This window comes from Pontixanthobacter aestiaquae, assembly GCF_009827455.1.
Taxonomy (GTDB): Bacteria; Pseudomonadota; Alphaproteobacteria; order Sphingomonadales; family Sphingomonadaceae; genus Pontixanthobacter; species Pontixanthobacter aestiaquae.
The window spans coordinates 2,445,293-2,461,529 of record NZ_WTYZ01000001.1 but is presented as its reverse complement, the minus strand read 5'-3'; the positions used below and the strand labels follow the sequence as shown (position 1 = coordinate 2,461,529).

Sequence of the window (16,237 nt, the reverse complement as noted above, 5' to 3'; positions counted from 1 at the left end):
CGGCCTACTGCGCCGCGACCAGTTCTTCCGCAACATCCAGATCGACGCTGACGAGGCGTGACACGCCCTGTTCGACCATAGTCACGCCGAACAGGCGGTGCATCCGGCTCATGGTCACCGCATTGTGCGTGACGATCAGATAGCGGGTATTGGTTTCATTGGTCATCGCATCGAGCAGATCGCAGAAGCGGTCGATATTGGCATCATCGAGCGGCGCATCGACCTCGTCCAGCACACAGATTGGCGCGGGGTTGGTTAGGAACAGCGCAAAGATCAGGGCGATCGCGGTCAATGCCTGCTCGCCGCCCGATAGCAACGTGAGTGACTGAAGCTTTTTACCAGGAGGCTGCGCGAAAATTTCCAGGCCAGCGTCAAGCGGATCATCGCTATCGATAAGTGCCAGATGCGCCTGGCCGCCATCGAACAAGCGTGTGAACAACCGGCGAAAATGCGTATCGACTTGCTCGAACGCGGCTTTCAGGCGTTCGCGGCCTTCGCGGTTAAGACTGCCGATTGATCCGCGCAGCCGGTTCACCGCTTCGTGGAGCTCAGCCTGCTCTGCGGCGCTGGAGCCATGCTCATCTTCTATCTTTGCCAGTTCTTCGGCGGCGACCAGGTTGACCGGGCCAATCCGCTCGCGGCTCGCGGTCAAGCGTTCGAGCTCTTCGCTCTCAATGGCCGAATTCTTGACCTGCTCGGCATCGAATTCAAACTTGTCGGCCAGCATCGGTGGTGGACACTGGAAGCGCTCGCCCGAGACGCGCGCCATCTCCGCGCGGCGGGCCTCTTCGCTTTCAGCGCGCGCAGCAAGGCCGGCACGGGATTCGCGAGCCGTGGCCAAAGCCTCATTGGCTTCGGCGAAGGCGCGGTCAACCTCATGCGCTGCCTCTTGCGCTTTCGCGACCGACGCTTCGGCTTCTGTCAATTCTCTCGTCAGCCGTTCGCGGACCGCATCGCCTTGCTCGATCTCGCGTATCAGGCCTTCGGGTTTGGCGGCGAAGACGGCGCGCTCCTCTTCTATTTCATCGAACCGTCGCGCCATATCGGACAGGCGCTGCGCAGCTTCGCCAGAGCGCGCTTGCCAATTGGCCATATCGCTCCGCTGCGCGGCTGTTCGCTCGCGCGTGACGGCCAACGCCTGATCATGCGCGGCGAGAGTCGCTGTGGCCGCCTGCAAAGCGGAACGGGCGGCATCATGCTTGGCTTGCGAGGCCTCCAGTGATGCGCGGCCAGTATCGGGCGCTGGCAAATCATTACGTTTGGCCTTGGCCGCTTCAAGCTCGCCCAGCGCGAGCTTCTTCTGCTCGGCCAGATCGGCTTCTGCGGTGTCGAGTTCCTGTAAGCGCGAGGCCAAACGTTCACGGGCAATCTCCGCTTGATCGAGCGAGCGCAGGGCTTGGCGCTCTGCTTCGGCTGCTTCGCCAACGCCGCGCTCGGCCGCGACGAGCGCGGTTTGCAGCGCCGCAAGTTCTTCCTGAGCGCTGACTTGCGCTGCCTCGGCCTTTTCGGTTGCACCGCGCTTTGCTGGAAGCTCTGCTTCAAGATCCGCGAGACGGTTCTCCGCTTCTAGCCTTGCTGCCTCGGCAGCACCTTCCCCGCGCGCTATAAATCCATCCCAACGGCGCAAACGCCCGCCCGTCGTGACGAGCCACTCGCCCGGCCCGAGTGTGCGACCATCATCTTTATCAGTGACATGGACCAGCGCGAGGCGGGCTTTCAATTGGGACGGACAGGACGTGAGCTGCGCGGCCAAGCTGTCGGCCACTGCACCGGGTACATCGCCGCCGGTCCAGAACCGGCCATCATTACCATCTTGCGGCTTGCCCAAGGGCGACTTCGCATCGCGGCCAAGCACAGCGGCCAGAGCGCGTTCGTAGCCTGGTTTCGCGCGGACTTCATCCAGCGCAGTGGGCAGGCCTTTGCGCTGTGCGCGTTGCCGTTCACGTGCATCGCGGTCGCGCACCAAGGCGTTATATTCGCGCTCGATTCCCGCCAGCTCGGCTTTTGCGGCGGCGAAGGCATTGCCCGCTTCATCACGGTTAGTTTGGAGAGCTTGTTTACTTTCTCGCTGCGCAGTTAGCTCTGCCTGCAATTCGGCGAGCGTGGTAGTAGCTGCCTCAACGCGGTCTTTTGCTTCGGTTACCGCTTTTTCAGGGTCACCAGAATCGGACAAGGATATGCGAATCTGCGTCTGTCTCTCAATCTCTGCCGCCAGCCTATCGACCCGGGACTGCGCCTGCGATACTTCGGCTTGAGCAACGCGCCATTCGGCTTCGACGCCCGCCTGATCTGCGGTCGCTTTGGCCAGCGCCAGCTCGGCCGTCCGACCCGCGCGCTCTGCCTCTTCCAAAGCAGCCGCCAGCTTCGGGCGGCGTTCTTCATCCGCCGCGAGCGATTTCTCGTTATCGGCCAGCTCTTTCTCAAGCCGGGCGAGGGCCTCTGCTGCATCTTTCGTCAAGCGGTCCGCTTCGCCGCGATCCTCTTCCAAACGCACCTTTTGGCGATCAAGGTCAGCAAGACGCTGCTCTGCGGCTTCCAATTGCGAGGTGAGTGCGGCCATCCGGTGACCATGCGCGCTCGCATCATCGCGGCGGTCGGCCTGCTCTTCGCGGGCTTCAGAAAGTGCCTTAGCCGCCTCGTGTTGCGCTTTCTGGGCTGTATCGCTGGCTTCTTTGGCCGTGACGACACGCGCTTCAGCGGACTGCGCCTGCTCCCGCGCAGCATCGGCAGCTGCAGCGGCATCGCGCCATCGTGCATATAGGAGCCGTGCTTCAGCCGTAGAAATCTGCCCCGTCAGCTTGGTGTAACGCTCGGCCTGCTTCGCCTGCCGTCGCAGGGACGCCATCTGCGAATCCAGGCCCGCCATCAAATCCTCAAGCCGCTCGAGATTCTTCTCGGTCGAGCGAAGCTTGCTTTCCGCGTCGCGGCGGCGGACGTGGAGGCCGGCAATGCCCGCAGCCTCCTCCAGCATTTGCCGCCGTTCGGCTGGCTTCGCAGCAATAACCTGCGCGATTTTGCCTTGGCTGACGAGTGCGGGGCTATGCGCGCCCGTCGCAGCGTCAGCGAAGGTAAGCGAGACATCTTTGGCACGGACATCATTGCCGTTGACCCGATACGCGCTGCCTGCGCCGCGTTCGATACGGCGGGTAACGTCCAGATCTTCGCCATCGTCATCCTCAGCATGGAGGACGACTTCGGCAAAATCTCGGGGAGGGCGGCTTTCGGTGCCCGCGAAAATGACATCTTCCATTCCGCCGGAACGCATGGACTTGGGCGAGTTTTCGCCCATGACCCAGCGAATAGCTTCCAAAAGATTAGATTTGCCGCAGCCATTCGGCCCGACAACCCCGGTCAGTCCCGGTTCGATGCGCAATTCGGCTGGCTCGACGAAGCTTTTAAAGCCGCTGAGCTTGAGCCGTTTTATTTGCATCGCCGGTGCTGCCCCCTCCCGCTGCTAAAGCGCTTTAGCGAGCGCCCGCGCGTTGCAGCATGGGTTCGATCTGCGTCCAGGAATTGGCGTCGATCTTGGTGCCATTGATGAAAAACGTCGGGGTGCCGGTCACGCCCAGCTCCTGCGACTGAGTGTTCGAGTTGTCCGCAATTGCGCTAACCGATGCGGCGTCAGCGAGGCATTGTTCGGCTTGGTCACGGCCAAGGCCGCGTGCGCCAAAGAACTCGTAGAGACCTGCGGCCTGTGCCGTAGCCACGAAGCGCTGATCTTCCGGCAGCTCCATCGCGGCCTGAAGCGCCTGGCCGTTTTGCTGTGCCCCGTTCATGATGTTGTTCAGGTCAGCCCAAACCGCGTCCGAACGCGGGTGGAAAGCTTCTTTCGGACCGCAGCGTACAAGGCGCGCGAGAACGAGGTCGATGCCGTTATGGATCTGGTTACGAAGCTCGTAGCTGACGCGGCCGGTGTTTACATATTCGCTTTTAAGCTGTTCCGACCCGTTCATCGCGAAAGATGCGCAAGCGGGGCAAGTCAGCGAGGCATACTCGACCACTTTGATCGCGGCATCGGGGTTGCCCAGAATATAGCCGTCATAATCGGATACATTGACGACATCGGTCCATTCCTGACCCTCTGGCGCAGCTACTGGCTCGACAGTTGCGGCCTCGGCAACTTCGCCGTCAGCGGCGGTTCCGCCACAGGCAGAGAGCGCCAACGCGAGTGGGGCAGCGAAAGCGGTCAGGGTGATTTTGCGAAAATTGGTCATATTCAGTCTCTGTCCTCAGCGGAATTGATGGAGGCTATACGAAGGGGTGAAGGGGTAAAGCACTTGATAGCGCTATCCACAGCTTGTCCCAAGGGTTTTCCCCTCAGAAAGTGTCAAAATTGGCATTGAGTTTCGGCTCCAGCGTTCTCCAATCATGAACGTTCGGCAATGTCTTGCCGTTGATCGCGAAGCTGGGTGTACCGGTGATGCCAAATTCGGCGAAATCGGCGACGGTATTCGTTTCTAGCTGTTCGGCTCTCGCCTCGTCATTCAGGCATGTGTCCAACTCTGTTCGGCTATATCCCCGCGTTTCCATCATGGCGTAAAAGCCTGCATCTTCTGCAATGGCTTTGCGCGCAGTCGCACCATCAGGGGCATTCCAGCGCTGTCGCTGCCCTTCGGTTGGACGCCGAACGATTGGAAGCCACGTACGCTGACTGGTCATAAAATAGGCATGATTGCGGAAGAATTTATCGCTTGCGCCGCATTGCACCAGCATCGTCACCGTTGTGTCTACCGGATTGCGGATCACCGAGCGAACATCGAGCATCAATTTGCCCGTGCCGATATAGGCCAGTTGTAAAGGGGCTTCGCCTTGCAAAGTAAAAGTGGCGCAGTGCGGGCAGGTATAGCTGACAAATTCGGTCAGCGTGACTTTGGCATCAGGATTGCCGATCACTTTGCCGCGGCCATTGTCGGACACGGTTGCCGCCCAATTGCTGGTCGCCGCCGTGGTAAGAAGCGCGGCAGTGATCACCGCACCCGCTCTGAAAAATTTCTTCAACTTCATGCCCCTATTGTGTCTCGCCGCCATCATCGTCGCTTTGGCTGCCAAGGCTGCGTGCAAGCGATTCCAGCACCGTACGCAGCTCCGGATCGCCTACATCGCGCAGGCTTTCCCCCAATTCCATCGGGATCGGCTTGAGCGACGGCGGCGCTTTGGCGCGATTTTTATCCTCGGGCGGCTTAACCGCACCTTGCCGGATTTTGACTTTGGATACGGCTTGATAGCCGAAAAAGCGGTTAACCCGCTCCTTTATCTCCGGGATCACATGCTGGATCAGCGGGGCGTGAGCGGGCAACACAACCAGTTGGAGGATGCCGTTTTCCTTATCGCCCGGCGGGAAACGGATGGCTTCCGGCGCGCAGACCTTGGCGTGGTGTTCGCCGACAATTTCGGGCCAGCGTGTAACGACCGAGGATTGGACGAAACCGAACCGGCGAAAGGCAGTACGCCCGATTTGCGGCATTAATTCGGAAATGGGTTTTGCCGGACCACCACGCGCGCGCTGCCACTGCTTCGCTTTCGTGCGCGGCTTTGGCGCAGCTTTCTTGGCCGCTTTTTTGGCAGGTTTGTCGCTATCCCGTTCCATCGTGGGAAAGGCCATGCCATAGGCGCTGCGTGACTGCCAGCAAGGATACGATCAGCGCCCGTTTATTGGAGTGGTATGATGTGCATGCGCGGACGCTGCCGTGGCGGGCTCCGCCTGGCGAATCCTCTCCTGATCCATATCGCGTGTGGCTGTCCGAAGTGATGTTGCAGCAGACCACTGTTGCCGCTGTAAAACCCTATTTTGCCAAGTTCACCGAGCGTTGGCCGACAGTTGATGATCTGGCAGCCGCGCCTGAACAGGACGTGATGGTGGCATGGGCGGGACTGGGATATTACTCGCGCGCGCGCAATCTGGTGAAATGCGCGGCTGCGGTGAAAAAGCTGGGCGGCTTTCCCGAGACCGAAGAGGAATTGCTCAAGCTGCCGGGGCTGGGAGCGTACACCGCCGCTGCTGTTGCCGCGATTGCTTTTGGCCAGCGTGCGGTCGTCGTCGACGCGAATGTCGAGCGGGTTGTCTCACGTCTGTTTGCGATTGAAGAGCCGCTGCCTGGTTCACGCAAGACGATCCGAGTGAAAACCGATGGGATTACACCGGACCGCCGCGCGGGAGATTTCGCGCAAGCGATGATGGATTTGGGGTCGGGAATTTGCACCACACGCGACCCGAAGTGCCTGCTGTGCCCCCTTTCGAGTGATTGTCAGGCGCTGAAAAATGATAATCCGGCGCGCTTTCCGATTAAGGCACCGAAGAAGATCAAGCCAGTGCGGCAGGGCACGGCCTATTGGATAGAGCGCGACGGCGCAGTCTGGCTCGAAATCCGGCAGGGCACGGGAATGCTGGGCGGAATGCGTTCTTTGCCCGATGATGGGTGGCATTCGGGCGGCGACGGGGATGGGGCCGCGCCAGTTGATGCCGATTGGGAGCAGCTAGGGCTGGTCCGCCACACATTTACGCATTTCTCGCTGGAGATGTCAGTACTTAGGACATCGATCCAGTCCGATTTAGCCGAACGCATCGGACAATGGTGGCCTGTTGCCGAGATCGATGATGCGGGCCTGCCTACACTATTCGCAAAAGCTGCGCGATTGGTTCTGGCGCGGGGTTAAATAATACCGCCACCAATGCTCAAACGGACGACTGCTATCAGGCCTACAATCAGGCAGAAATTCCGCCCGGTGTTGCTCGATGACAGCGCGCCCAGAATGATACCAATCACGATGATCGGCAAGGCCAACCAATTGGCCCAACCGAGCAACGGGATGGTCGCCGGTATAACGACGATAAGCGAGACGATTCCGAGGAGGAGAGAGAGTATATTCAGCATGTGTATTATATAGCTATAACACCGCACCTTTTCAAGCCACAAAAGGCGTAATTGACCGTTCACCTTCCTTCCCCCAAAGACGGCGCAAACAAAATTGCAAAAGAGGACCTGTCCCAATGGCGTTCACTGAATTCGACAATATGCCCCAGAGTGTAAGTCTTAACCGCCGCTCGCTGCTGCGCGGAACTGCGTTTCTGAGCGCCAGTGCGGCTTTGGCCGGAATGCCGATGGGCCGCGCGGCTTTCGCGAAGATGGATGGCACGATATGGAAAAGTGTCACCGCGGCGGTCAATGAATATGTCGATGAAGGCAAAGTCGCCAATATGGTCGCGACGCTCGGTTGGGGGCAGGATGATTACGAGCTGATCAATCGCGGTACATTGCAGCTGGGCGGGATGAAGCAGGCCGACGGCGATACGCTCTACCGCATCTATTCGATGACCAAGCCGATCACCGGCATCGCGACAATGATACTGATCGACGATGGCAAGCTGACGCTCGATACGCCGCTTGCCGATATTCTGCCCGCTTTTGCAAATATGAAAGTCCAGAAAGAATATGACGGTGCGATTACCGAGGACAACCTTGAGCCTGCGGTGCGCCCGATCACAATCCGCCACCTGCTGACGCATACGGCGGGTCTCGGTTACAACATTGTCCAGAAGGGTCCGATCCAGAAAGCCTATAACGACGCTGAGCTTAGCCCCGGCCAAGTCAGCCGGATGAAAATCCCCGGCGTTAGCGACCAGACAACGATCAAAGGCCTCGCGGCTTTTGCGGACAAGCTGGCAGAGATGCCGCTAGTCTATCAGCCGGGGACCACTTGGAGCTACTCGGTCAGTCTCGACCTGATGGGACGCGTGATCGAAGTCGTCTCGGGAATGCCGTTCGATCAATTCCTTTCGAAGCACTTGTTCGAGCCTTGCGGTATGGACAGCACCTATTTCCAGGTTCCTCAGGCGCAAGTCGCCCGCTTCGCGACCAATTACGGTATCCTGGGGGGCAATCTGCTACCGCTCGATCCGGCGGCGGCGTCGATCTATCTCGACGAACCAGCCTTTCCGTTTGGCGGAGCAGGGCTGGTCTGTAGCCCGAACGACTACGACAAGTTCCAGCGGATGCTGGTCGGGCTGGGCGAGATTGATGGCAACCGCGTGATGAGTGAGCGCGCGGTTCGCGTGGGTACGTCCAATATGCTGCCGGAGACTGCGATAACCAAGGGAACATGGGTTGAAGGGCAATTGTTCGGTGCCGGTGGCCGTGTAACGGGAACGGCGTTCGGCTGGGGCGGAGCGGCTGGAACCGCTGCATTCGCTGATATCAAGAGCGGCCTGCGCGCAGCCATGTTCACGCAATATATGCCTTCGACAGAATATTCGATCCAACAGGACTTCCCCAAACTGGTGCTGAAGGATTTGGCAGCCATGCCAACTGCGCCGGTTAAAGAAGCAGCCGAGGCGGCTGCCGAATTGGTGGACGGCTGACGCTAGATGCTGGCATTTACAGGATCGCGGCTTGACCGCGCGGACAATGTTCGTGCGGACGCCGATGCGCTTGCCGGGCTAATGAACTGGAAAGCCCGTTTGCTGAAGCTGAACGGGCTGATGCCGGAAATGGACGATGCCGGCGCGCTGGCATGGAGTACTCTGGCGGATGCCGCCGAGGGTGCAGAACTGGTGTTCCTGGGTCTCGACGACGGCAAGGCATGTTTCGCTGCCGTTCCGGAGCGGGGCGACGCGAGCCCGCGTATGGCGAACCCGCAACTATGGTCATTGATGGCGACGCTTAGCGCAGACGATCTGGCGCTATATGGCGGTGCACGCAGTATTGTCGATTGGCATGCGCGGCACCGTTTTTGCGCAGCATGTGGCGGTGATACCAAGATTGGCAAAGGCGGCTGGCAGCGCGCTTGCACCGTTTGTGGAACCGAGCATTTTCCGCGCACTGATCCGGTCACGATCATGCTGGTCGAATATGACGATGGTTCGGGTGCAAAATTGCTGCTCGGTCGCGGTCTTGGCTGGCCTGAGCGCGCCTATTCAGCGCTGGCAGGCTTTGTCGAGCCGGGCGAGAGCATCGAAGAGGCGGTTGCGCGCGAAGTGCTGGAGGAATCGGGCATTGTTGCCAAGGAAGTGCACTATATTGCCAGCCAGCCCTGGCCGTTCCCGTCGCAATTGATGGTGGGCTGCCATGCGGTTGCCGAGAATGATGAAATCACTCTCGACACCACGGAGCTGGCTGATGCCCGCTGGTTTACTCGCGCAGAAGTCACTGCTGCGCTGAATGGCGATGAAAATGCGCCGATGAATACGCCGCCACGGCAAGCAATTGCTTCGCATTTGCTGAAATGGTGGATCGAGAAGGGCGCATGATGGCGACAAAACCGCGCAAAATGACGATCGACATTTTCTCCGATGTCATGTGCCCGTGGTGCATCATCGGATATGGCCAATTGCAGAAAGGTCTCGCTGAATTGGAAGGCGAGATCGAGGCTGAAATTCGCTGGTGTCCGTTCGAACTCAATCCTGACATGCCCGCGGAGGGTGAAGAACGATCCGAACATATCGCGCGCAAGTATCGGCGCACTGCCGAAGAAACCAGGGGCGTTCAAAACCAGATGCGGCAGGTTGCCGAACAGGCTGGCGTATCGCTCGACTATACCGGCGGCGGGGAAGCTCCGCCCGCAATGATGTGGAACACATTTGACGCGCATAAACTGCTGGCATGGGCGCTCGCCGCCGTAGGCCCGACCGAGCAAACCGCATTGAAGCTTGCGCTGTTCGAAGCGCATTTCAACCAGCGCCGCAATATCGGCCAACGCGATGTGTTGCTTGATGTGGTTGACCAAGTTGGGCTGGACCGAAAGGCTGCCGAAGCCGTTCTCGACGATCCGCAAATGGCGCAGCATGTCCGCGCTGAACAGGCACAAGCACACGATTTGAACATCACCGGCGTTCCCGCGATGATCGTCGAAGGCAAAATACTGATCCCGGGCGCGCAGGCTCCAGAGGTCTATGCGAATGCGTTAAGGCGGGTTGCCGAGAAGTTTCCAGCCTAGTCTTTTGACAGGAACGCTATCGCGGCCGCGAGCGCTGGATCATTGCCTTCTTCATCCATATCTGAGGACCGAAGCGGTCGATCAGCAACGAAGTCCTCGCGCGGTGTACCATCGACGTGAAACAGGGCTTCTGATCCCAAGTCGACCCTCGCTCCCGAGCTTGGCAAAGTGATATTGCGCAGCCCGCCCAGAAGGTCGCCCATGTCAGAAGAGATGACATATGCGTCAGCTGCAGCATCCATACCGATGACGATGCCTTCGCCCATGCTGCCCGTCCAATGGCCGCCCAGCACCACGATCCTCGCGGGATCATAATAGGGCGTCCGTGTTTTGACTTGCTCGATAAAGCGCCGCGGAACCGTAAATTCGCGCTCCAATGACGGTATTTCATGTATTTGATAGGATTTCGTTTCCGAAACGAAATGACCGATGATGCTGCGCCCGACTTCGGTATTCCCGCCGCCCGGTGTGTTGCGCAAATCGATGATCAGTCCGTCGGTGTCCGCCATCTCTATCATTGCCTGATCGAAAGCGAAAATCGTGTCGTTATTGCCAAGCGAATTGTTGAATCGGATGATCCCAAAATTTCCGGAGCGTGATGTTTGCACTGGCGGCAATGTACTCACTTCCATCGCGTAATCGCGCGGGCTTGGAAGTATGATCAATGTTCCGCCATTATCGGCAAATACCAGCTTCCGGTCGCCCTTGCGCAAACCGTTAGCAACCAGTGTCGCGGCATATTCTCGCTGCTTGACAGTCGGCTGTTTCATGAGCTTGCCGGATGGCAATTTCACGGCTTCATCGATGGAAACGCCGTTTACCGATTCCAAATGCCAGCCTGGACGAATGCCTGCTTTTTCGGCCGCCGATCCATTTCTAACGTCGGTCACGACGTACCGATCTTCAGCCATGCTAATGATCAAGTCCGAGCTGCTTGGGAAGATATTATAGTCGTCATCGGCAAAGGGGCCGACGATGAAATGCGGATCAGTCCACGCATAGGTTGCCTGATGAAGTATCTTGCGGAACTCGTCCTTCGTTGACGCCTGCGTTGCCAGCTCTGCGGTGTCTGCCAAATGTGACTCGACATCGAAATCGGGCCTGTCCAGATAAGCATAAATGAGCCTGATGACGTGTTCGAACTCACCCCATGCGGCGGTTGCATTAAACTCTGAATCCGCTGCATCCGCAGGTGGTGCCTCCCGAGCTGACGCAACACCAGCAAACGTTACGGTCCCAAGTGCGATGAGTGCTGCTGACTTCAGGAATAGTCGGACCGTTGGCATAGTATTCTTCCTTAAGTGTCCGGCTCTTGGAGAGCCAAGTGCATCGATTGACAAAGTGGTTGTTAAATCAGCCCGAGCCGCTGCAATTTGCCCATCATTTTGCCGGGATTGCATGACCGATCTCGTCGCCATCGGCAACGTTTTTGGGAGGCGTCTGCCTCTTGCGGAGAGCGCCAACCCTGGTGCCCGCGGTTGGGTTACGCAGAGGTTCCCCACCTAAGAGATATTGGCGGGCAGCTAGCAACGTAATGCCAGATGTGCATTCCTATGTGCTTGATGACCTAATTATACGAACTGCATTCAAATACCTGGCCATCACCATTTTCCAGCAAGCACGCATTCTCGCCAATGAAACGGGTAAAGGTGCCGGTCTTGTCCATTTCCCGCTCGCCCCGCATCAGCTTGCCTGTTTGCGATGAGATGTGCAGTACTGAGCTACCATCCAATACGGCAAAGTCATGGGCATTGCTTGCAACAGGCGTGGTCCGTGCAGGCCAAAAGGTTTTGCTTTTCAGTAATTCGCCGCTGTCGGTGAGCGAAAAGACGTCTCCTTCCTTCGTGATGACGATCCGCTTGAGCTTGGGCAAACTGCTAAAGTCCTTCCATCCGTCCGAATCTCCCAATCCGCCACCAGTCGTGTAGGCACGCAGCTTCCCGTCCGTCGTTAGAAGCCAGAGCGTATTTCCGTGCCATTGCACGTCGAGATAACGCCCCTCTACAACTCGGTTATTGAGAGCCATCTCAACAAATTGCACCTCTGTCACGTCGCCATCTTCGACGTAATACCGTCCCTCGAGCAGCCGTCCGTCATTACCAAGACCATAAACGACACCGGAATTCTGATCGTTCCTGATCCCGGGGTTGGCGATTTTCTTAATACCCCATTCCGACTCCGGGCGAATGATCCGACTGTTCAGATTATCGTACGCGAACATGCCGAAGCGGGTCGGCGCAAACAGGATAAGACCATCCTTGGTGAGTCCGAAATCGACTCTTTGCGCCCGGTATCCCGCGCTCACATCACTTGGCATGGAGGGCAGCGGCGCAGCGAGACGAAAGTTAGCCGATGTCAGCTGTTCCTCGCCCATATACACCGCGACATCGGCAAGCGTGGTAAACTGGCCGAACTCGACTTTTCGAAGTCTGGTTGATGTGGGTTGGACCACTTCGCCAGCCGGCCCGTTGCTGGCCGCATTGGAGGCCAACGCCGTTTTGGCTTTGGCTGCTTTGCGTTCTGCATCCACTTGGGCAAGCCGGGCTTGCTCGGCCCTTTCGGCGGCCTTCTTCTGCTCGGCAAGCCGTGCGGCTTCTTCTCTTCTTTCTTCTGCGTCCTCAGTTACTTCAGCAAAAGTGCGCCGGTATTCCAGAGCCTCGTCTTGAGCATCCAAGAGCACGAATGACTTAAAGGGGAATGTGTCGCCTTTGTAGCCGGCCGGTAAAACTTCACTTCTTCCCTGAAAAGAGACGTCTTCAAAAATCTGCACTCGTACATTCGACGATGCGTGTACCTCTGCTCTTGTTGTTCGGGAGGGATTAGCGAAGCCGCGGTGGCCGGTGTTGTATCTTACGCAATTTCCATTGGCATGTGATGAGCAGATATCGGCTTGCCCTTTCTCAATCGGGGCGCGTTTTATGACGCCCCGACAGTCGCGCAAAACGTGTTCCCTGCTTCGATGCGGTTCGAATGCGCACGACACAGGTTCGATGACGGGCACGGCGATCTTTTCTGCGCGAAATGAACGAACCATAGTGGTGCCATACTCGCTTGCTTTCAGATCAGACACTTCGGTAGGACCCGATATCTCTATGCAGTTGCCACGTAGATCTCGTTTGGGGCAAATCGTCAAATTGATGTTGGAACCAACCTTAACTGCGAACCAAGGTCTTTTTTTGCTGAGGTTGTTTTGTCTTATAGCGTTGCTATTTGCCCCGATGGGCTCCGGCATACACGTATAGAAGGCTTCGCCCGTATCACCTTGCAGATAAAGATAGACAACCCCATTCTCGTCCGGCTCCATGAGATCCCAACATTCGGGAATTTCGAATGTGTCCCCGTCAGCGGTCTGGGCCATGGTTGGTGTGGCGAGAAGCGCCGACGCTAAAACCGCAATTGACATCGCGATAAGACATCTCAAAATCACGCCCAAACGCGCCTTAGCCATTGCTGCTGTGAAAAACGTTTGGTCAGAATATACCATGAATAGCCCCCGCCGAAGCGGCCGACATAGGTTTGGCTCCGTTGAAATCTTGAGGACCTGATAATGGGTGGCTCGTCAAGGACAAAGCGAGGTGATTGCCGGGATTCCAGCTCCCGGTTCAACAATATTGGGCAAAAAAATTTTGAAAAATCTTAGCTGGAACTCTGCTAAATCAACCCAAGGCGCTGCAATTTGCCCATCATTTTACCGGGCATGGCATCGCCGATGTCGTCGCCATCAGCGACGTCTTTCGGGGCGTCATCTTCCTTAAGGTAGCGCCAGCCTTGATGCGCGCGTTTGGGTTGGGGGTGAACGCGGGTTAGCTTGGGCTCAAGATGAATCCACCAGCGGCCTTCGGGCGTTTGCTCGAAGCCGAGAATTTCTGACCGGGCGACCAATGCGTGGTTGAGAATCCAATAGAGCGAACCGCCGATCATCTCCTCATGCCGCTTGGGCTGATAGCGAGTGGTCAGCCTGATCTCTTGGCGGTCCTCGTACCAACCGGCGAGATCCTCCCAGCTTTTCGCGCCAAAGGCGATTTTGGTCATATTGAGCGGCATAGGGCGGATGTAGGGGTTTTTGCGCGCTGATAAAGCCCCCTCTTCTTTAGAGGAGGGGCGATTTTGCTGTCCTACAAGCTGTAGTTTCCGGCATTACGAAGGGATGGCCCTACGCGTGTTGCACCACACTCAACCCTATGACAAAAAAGGTGAAATCCGGCCTAATAGTTACGTATTGAACCGTGTTCCATGTGTTCCATCGTGTAGGGTTTCAGCCCGCCAGCCCCGCCGCAACAGCCAGCCCGAGAAACGCGAAAAAGCCCATCGAGTCGGTAATCATCGTCACAAATACCGAACTTGCGACGGCGGGGTCCTGGTCCAGCCGTTCGAACATTACCGGCACCATTACGCCCGCAAAACCGGCGACCACGATGTTGATGACCATTGCCAGCGCGATCACCGCACCCAGCATCGGTGTGAATATCAGCGCGGTCGCGATGCCGATGAGAACCGCTATCGTTACACCGTTAAGAAGAGCCACACGCATTTCGCGCCAGAGGATGCGTCCGGTATTGGCTTCGGTCAGCTGGTTCATCGCAATTGCGCGGATCGATACGGCCATTGTTTGCGTGCCGGCATTGCCGCCGATGCTTGCAACGATTGGCATCAGCACGGCGAGCGCCACAAGTTTCTCGATAGCTGCACCGAAATACCAGATAATCGCACTGGCCAGCAGAGCTGTGCCGAGATTGGCAATCAACCAGCGCACGCGGCTGCCATAGGCGTCGCGGATCGGTTCGTTAATGTCGCCTTCGCCAGCACCCGACATCAGCAGCGCGTCTTCGCTCGCCTCTTCGGAAATGATATGGACCACATCGTCCACAGTCATCTGTCCGACCAGCCTGCCGCTTTCATCGACCACAGCCGCCGAGATCAAAGCGTATTTCTGGAACATCAGCGCGACTTCTTCCTGATCCAGAGCGACCGGAATCAGCGTCTGGTCGCGCTTCATCACATCCGACAGGGCAATGTTGCGCGGGGTCCGCAAAATCCAGCTCAGCTGGCAGGTACCGACCGGATGATGCAGATGATCGACCGCGAAAATCTCGTAGAAGTCGTTCGCCAGATCAACATTCTCACGCAGGAAATCGATCAGACTGCCGACGGTCATATGCTCTGGCACCGCGACCACCTCGCGGCTCATCAAGCGGCCGGCGGTCTCTTCCGGATAAGCAAGCGCGCTCTCGATCGCGGCGCGGTCCTCATCGTCCAGCTCGGCCAGAACCGCCTGCTGGTCTGCGACGTCCAGATCCTCGATCATCTGGACTGCGTCATCGGTCTCCAGCTGCTCGGCGATTTGCGCGACGGCCTCGGCGGGAAGCGCCTCCATCATGTCCTCGCGGACGTAATCGTTGAGTTCGGCGATCACATCGCTCGACATCAAATCGGTGATCGCGGCGGCCAGTTCTACCCGTTCATCGGCATCGCACAGCTCGACCAGATCGGCGATGTCGGCAGGGTGGAGCGGCTCGACTAGATCGTAAACCGCGCCCTTGTCGCCGGCTTCCAGCGCATCGCGCACCGAGCGGACATAATCGGCCTTCAGCGTGTTTTCTTCGTCGAGCCGTTCGTCATCGATCCGGTCATCAGGGCGCACTTCTTCTTCTGCCGGATTGTCCGCCAGCATCAGATCTTCGTCCTGATGATCATCCTGCGCCATGCGGCCCGTCTAAGGCTGTCAGGCTGAAAAGCAAGCTGGCAAAACGCGTCACAATCCTTGGGAACGGGGCATGCTTGCTGGTGACATTGGAGCGGCAATCCCTATATCGGGGGCCAATTCAAAGGAGACTACTAATTATGGCCGACCAAAAACTCACTCTTTCGCTCGATTCCGGTGGCGACGTCGTCATCAAATTGCGTCCCGATCTGGCGCCGGGCCATGTAGAGCGGATTACCGAGCTGGCCGGCGAAGGCTTCTATGATGGCGTGGTTTTCCACCGCGTGATTGACGGTTTCATGGCGCAGGGCGGGGATCCGACCGGTACCGGCATGAGCGGTAGCGACAAGCCCGATCTCAAGGCCGAGTTCAATTCTGAACCCCACACCGAAGGCACATGCTCGATGGCCCGCACACAGGTGCCCGATAGCGCGAACAGCCAGTTCTTTATCTGCCTTGCCGATGCACATTTCCTTGACGGCCAATACACCGTCTGGGGTCAGGTCGAGAGCGGCATGGAACATGTCCACGCTCTGCCAAAGGGCGAGCCACCAGCGACACCGGGCACAATTGTGAAGGCAACCGTCGCTTAAACCGGCGGCGAGG

At 57.9% G+C, this 16,237-nt stretch carries 14 protein-coding genes; 5 read left to right on the top strand and 9 right to left on the bottom strand.

All coding sequences use genetic code 11. The features are described from left to right. Positions 1–4 precede the first annotated feature (4 nt). The 4 genes from GRI35_RS11790 to GRI35_RS11775 form a co-directional block, all read right to left on the bottom strand. Positions 5–3,430, bottom strand: coding sequence for a chromosome segregation SMC family protein (locus GRI35_RS11790; RefSeq protein WP_160614337.1), 3,426 nt, complete (start codon positions 3,428–3,430; stop codon positions 5–7). A gap of 34 nt (positions 3,431–3,464) precedes the next feature. Further along, a complete protein-coding gene (locus GRI35_RS11785; RefSeq protein WP_160614336.1) occupies positions 3,465–4,214 on the bottom strand; it encodes a thioredoxin domain-containing protein in 750 nt (249 codons plus the stop codon). A 103-nt stretch (positions 4,215–4,317) separates the two neighbouring features. Then, positions 4,318–5,004 carry a DsbA family protein gene (locus GRI35_RS11780; RefSeq protein ID WP_160614335.1) on the bottom strand — a complete coding sequence of 229 codons (687 nt, stop codon included), beginning with the start codon at positions 5,002–5,004 and terminating at the stop codon, positions 4,318–4,320. A 4-nt stretch (positions 5,005–5,008) separates the two neighbouring features. Continuing rightward, complete coding sequence (locus GRI35_RS11775; protein WP_160614334.1) at positions 5,009–5,602, bottom strand: DUF721 domain-containing protein; 594 nt, start codon at positions 5,600–5,602, stop codon at positions 5,009–5,011. A 14-nt stretch (positions 5,603–5,616) separates the two neighbouring features. On the opposite strand from GRI35_RS11775, the gene GRI35_RS11770 reads away from it, so the two are divergent. Further along, entirely contained in the window at positions 5,617–6,654 is a 1,038-nt protein-coding gene (locus GRI35_RS11770; RefSeq protein WP_160614333.1) for an A/G-specific adenine glycosylase, read from the top strand. Here GRI35_RS11770 and GRI35_RS11765 read toward each other — a convergent pair. Further along, positions 6,651–6,872, bottom strand: a complete 222-nt coding sequence (locus GRI35_RS11765; protein WP_160614332.1) for a DUF2207 domain-containing protein — start codon at positions 6,870–6,872, stop codon at positions 6,651–6,653. The genes GRI35_RS11770 and GRI35_RS11765 overlap by 4 nt on opposite strands. Positions 6,873–6,988: 116 nt before the next feature. On the opposite strand from GRI35_RS11765, the gene GRI35_RS11760 reads away from it, so the two are divergent. Genes GRI35_RS11760 through GRI35_RS11750 form a run of 3 tightly spaced genes read left to right on the top strand, consistent with a single transcriptional unit; the run spans position 6,989 to position 9,930 of the window. Beyond that, positions 6,989–8,356: a serine hydrolase domain-containing protein gene (locus GRI35_RS11760; protein ID WP_160614331.1), complete on the top strand. Its 1,368-nt coding sequence runs from the start codon at positions 6,989–6,991 to the stop codon at positions 8,354–8,356. A 6-nt stretch (positions 8,357–8,362) separates the two neighbouring features. Continuing rightward, positions 8,363–9,244 carry an NAD(+) diphosphatase gene (nudC, locus tag GRI35_RS11755; RefSeq protein WP_235900210.1) on the top strand — a complete coding sequence of 294 codons (882 nt, stop codon included), beginning with the start codon at positions 8,363–8,365 and terminating at the stop codon, positions 9,242–9,244. Then, complete coding sequence (locus tag GRI35_RS11750; RefSeq protein WP_160614330.1) at positions 9,241–9,930, top strand: DsbA family oxidoreductase; 690 nt, start codon at positions 9,241–9,243, stop codon at positions 9,928–9,930. The genes nudC and GRI35_RS11750 overlap by 4 nt, the downstream gene beginning before the upstream one ends. Here GRI35_RS11750 and GRI35_RS11745 read toward each other — a convergent pair. The 4 genes from GRI35_RS11745 to mgtE all read right to left on the bottom strand — a co-directional run bounded on the left by GRI35_RS11745 (position 9,927) and on the right by mgtE (position 15,634). Further along, positions 9,927–11,216, bottom strand: a complete 1,290-nt coding sequence (locus tag GRI35_RS11745) for a S41 family peptidase (protein ID WP_160614329.1) — start codon at positions 11,214–11,216, stop codon at positions 9,927–9,929. The genes GRI35_RS11750 and GRI35_RS11745 overlap by 4 nt on opposite strands. 281 nt (positions 11,217–11,497) lie before the next feature. Further along, the gene (locus tag GRI35_RS11740; RefSeq protein WP_160614328.1) at positions 11,498–13,378 is read right to left on the bottom strand and encodes a hypothetical protein; all 1,881 of its coding nucleotides are present in this window, start codon (positions 13,376–13,378) and stop codon (positions 11,498–11,500) included. Between the two features lie 203 nt (positions 13,379–13,581). Next, on the bottom strand, positions 13,582–13,974 hold the full coding sequence (locus tag GRI35_RS11735) for a DUF1489 family protein (protein ID WP_160614327.1): 393 nt from the start codon (positions 13,972–13,974) through the stop codon (positions 13,582–13,584). A gap of 211 nt (positions 13,975–14,185) precedes the next feature. After that, on the bottom strand, positions 14,186–15,634 hold the full coding sequence (gene mgtE, locus GRI35_RS11730; RefSeq protein ID WP_160614326.1) for a magnesium transporter: 1,449 nt from the start codon (positions 15,632–15,634) through the stop codon (positions 14,186–14,188). A 137-nt stretch (positions 15,635–15,771) separates the two neighbouring features. Between mgtE and GRI35_RS11725 the strand changes: the two genes are divergently transcribed. Then, positions 15,772–16,224, top strand: a complete 453-nt coding sequence (locus GRI35_RS11725) for a peptidylprolyl isomerase (protein ID WP_160614325.1) — start codon at positions 15,772–15,774, stop codon at positions 16,222–16,224. Positions 16,225–16,237 lie beyond the last annotated feature (13 nt).

What these genes read in the sequence shown, in the direction of transcription:
- GRI35_RS11790 (WP_160614337.1), bottom strand. Translation starts at nt 3,430, where the DNA reads ATGCAAATAAAACGGCTCAAGCTCAGCGGCTTTAAAAGCTTCGTCGAG.
- GRI35_RS11785 (WP_160614336.1), bottom strand. Translation starts at nt 4,214, where the DNA reads ATGACCAATTTTCGCAAAATCACCCTGACCGCTTTCGCTGCCCCACTC.
- GRI35_RS11780 (WP_160614335.1), bottom strand. Translation starts at nt 5,004, where the DNA reads ATGAAGTTGAAGAAATTTTTCAGAGCGGGTGCGGTGATCACTGCCGCG.
- GRI35_RS11775 (WP_160614334.1), bottom strand. Translation starts at nt 5,602, where the DNA reads ATGGCCTTTCCCACGATGGAACGGGATAGCGACAAACCTGCCAAAAAA.
- GRI35_RS11765 (WP_160614332.1), bottom strand. Translation starts at nt 6,872, where the DNA reads ATGCTGAATATACTCTCTCTCCTCCTCGGAATCGTCTCGCTTATCGTC.
- GRI35_RS11760 (WP_160614331.1), top strand. Translation starts at nt 6,989, where the DNA reads ATGGCGTTCACTGAATTCGACAATATGCCCCAGAGTGTAAGTCTTAAC.
- nudC (WP_235900210.1), top strand. Translation starts at nt 8,363, where the DNA reads ATGCTGGCATTTACAGGATCGCGGCTTGACCGCGCGGACAATGTTCGT.
- GRI35_RS11750 (WP_160614330.1), top strand. Translation starts at nt 9,241, where the DNA reads ATGATGGCGACAAAACCGCGCAAAATGACGATCGACATTTTCTCCGAT.
- GRI35_RS11745 (WP_160614329.1), bottom strand. Translation starts at nt 11,216, where the DNA reads ATGCCAACGGTCCGACTATTCCTGAAGTCAGCAGCACTCATCGCACTT.
- GRI35_RS11740 (WP_160614328.1), bottom strand. Translation starts at nt 13,378, where the DNA reads ATGGCTAAGGCGCGTTTGGGCGTGATTTTGAGATGTCTTATCGCGATG.
- GRI35_RS11735 (WP_160614327.1), bottom strand. Translation starts at nt 13,974, where the DNA reads ATGCCGCTCAATATGACCAAAATCGCCTTTGGCGCGAAAAGCTGGGAG.
- mgtE (WP_160614326.1), bottom strand. Translation starts at nt 15,634, where the DNA reads ATGGCGCAGGATGATCATCAGGACGAAGATCTGATGCTGGCGGACAAT.
- GRI35_RS11725 (WP_160614325.1), top strand. Translation starts at nt 15,772, where the DNA reads ATGGCCGACCAAAAACTCACTCTTTCGCTCGATTCCGGTGGCGACGTC.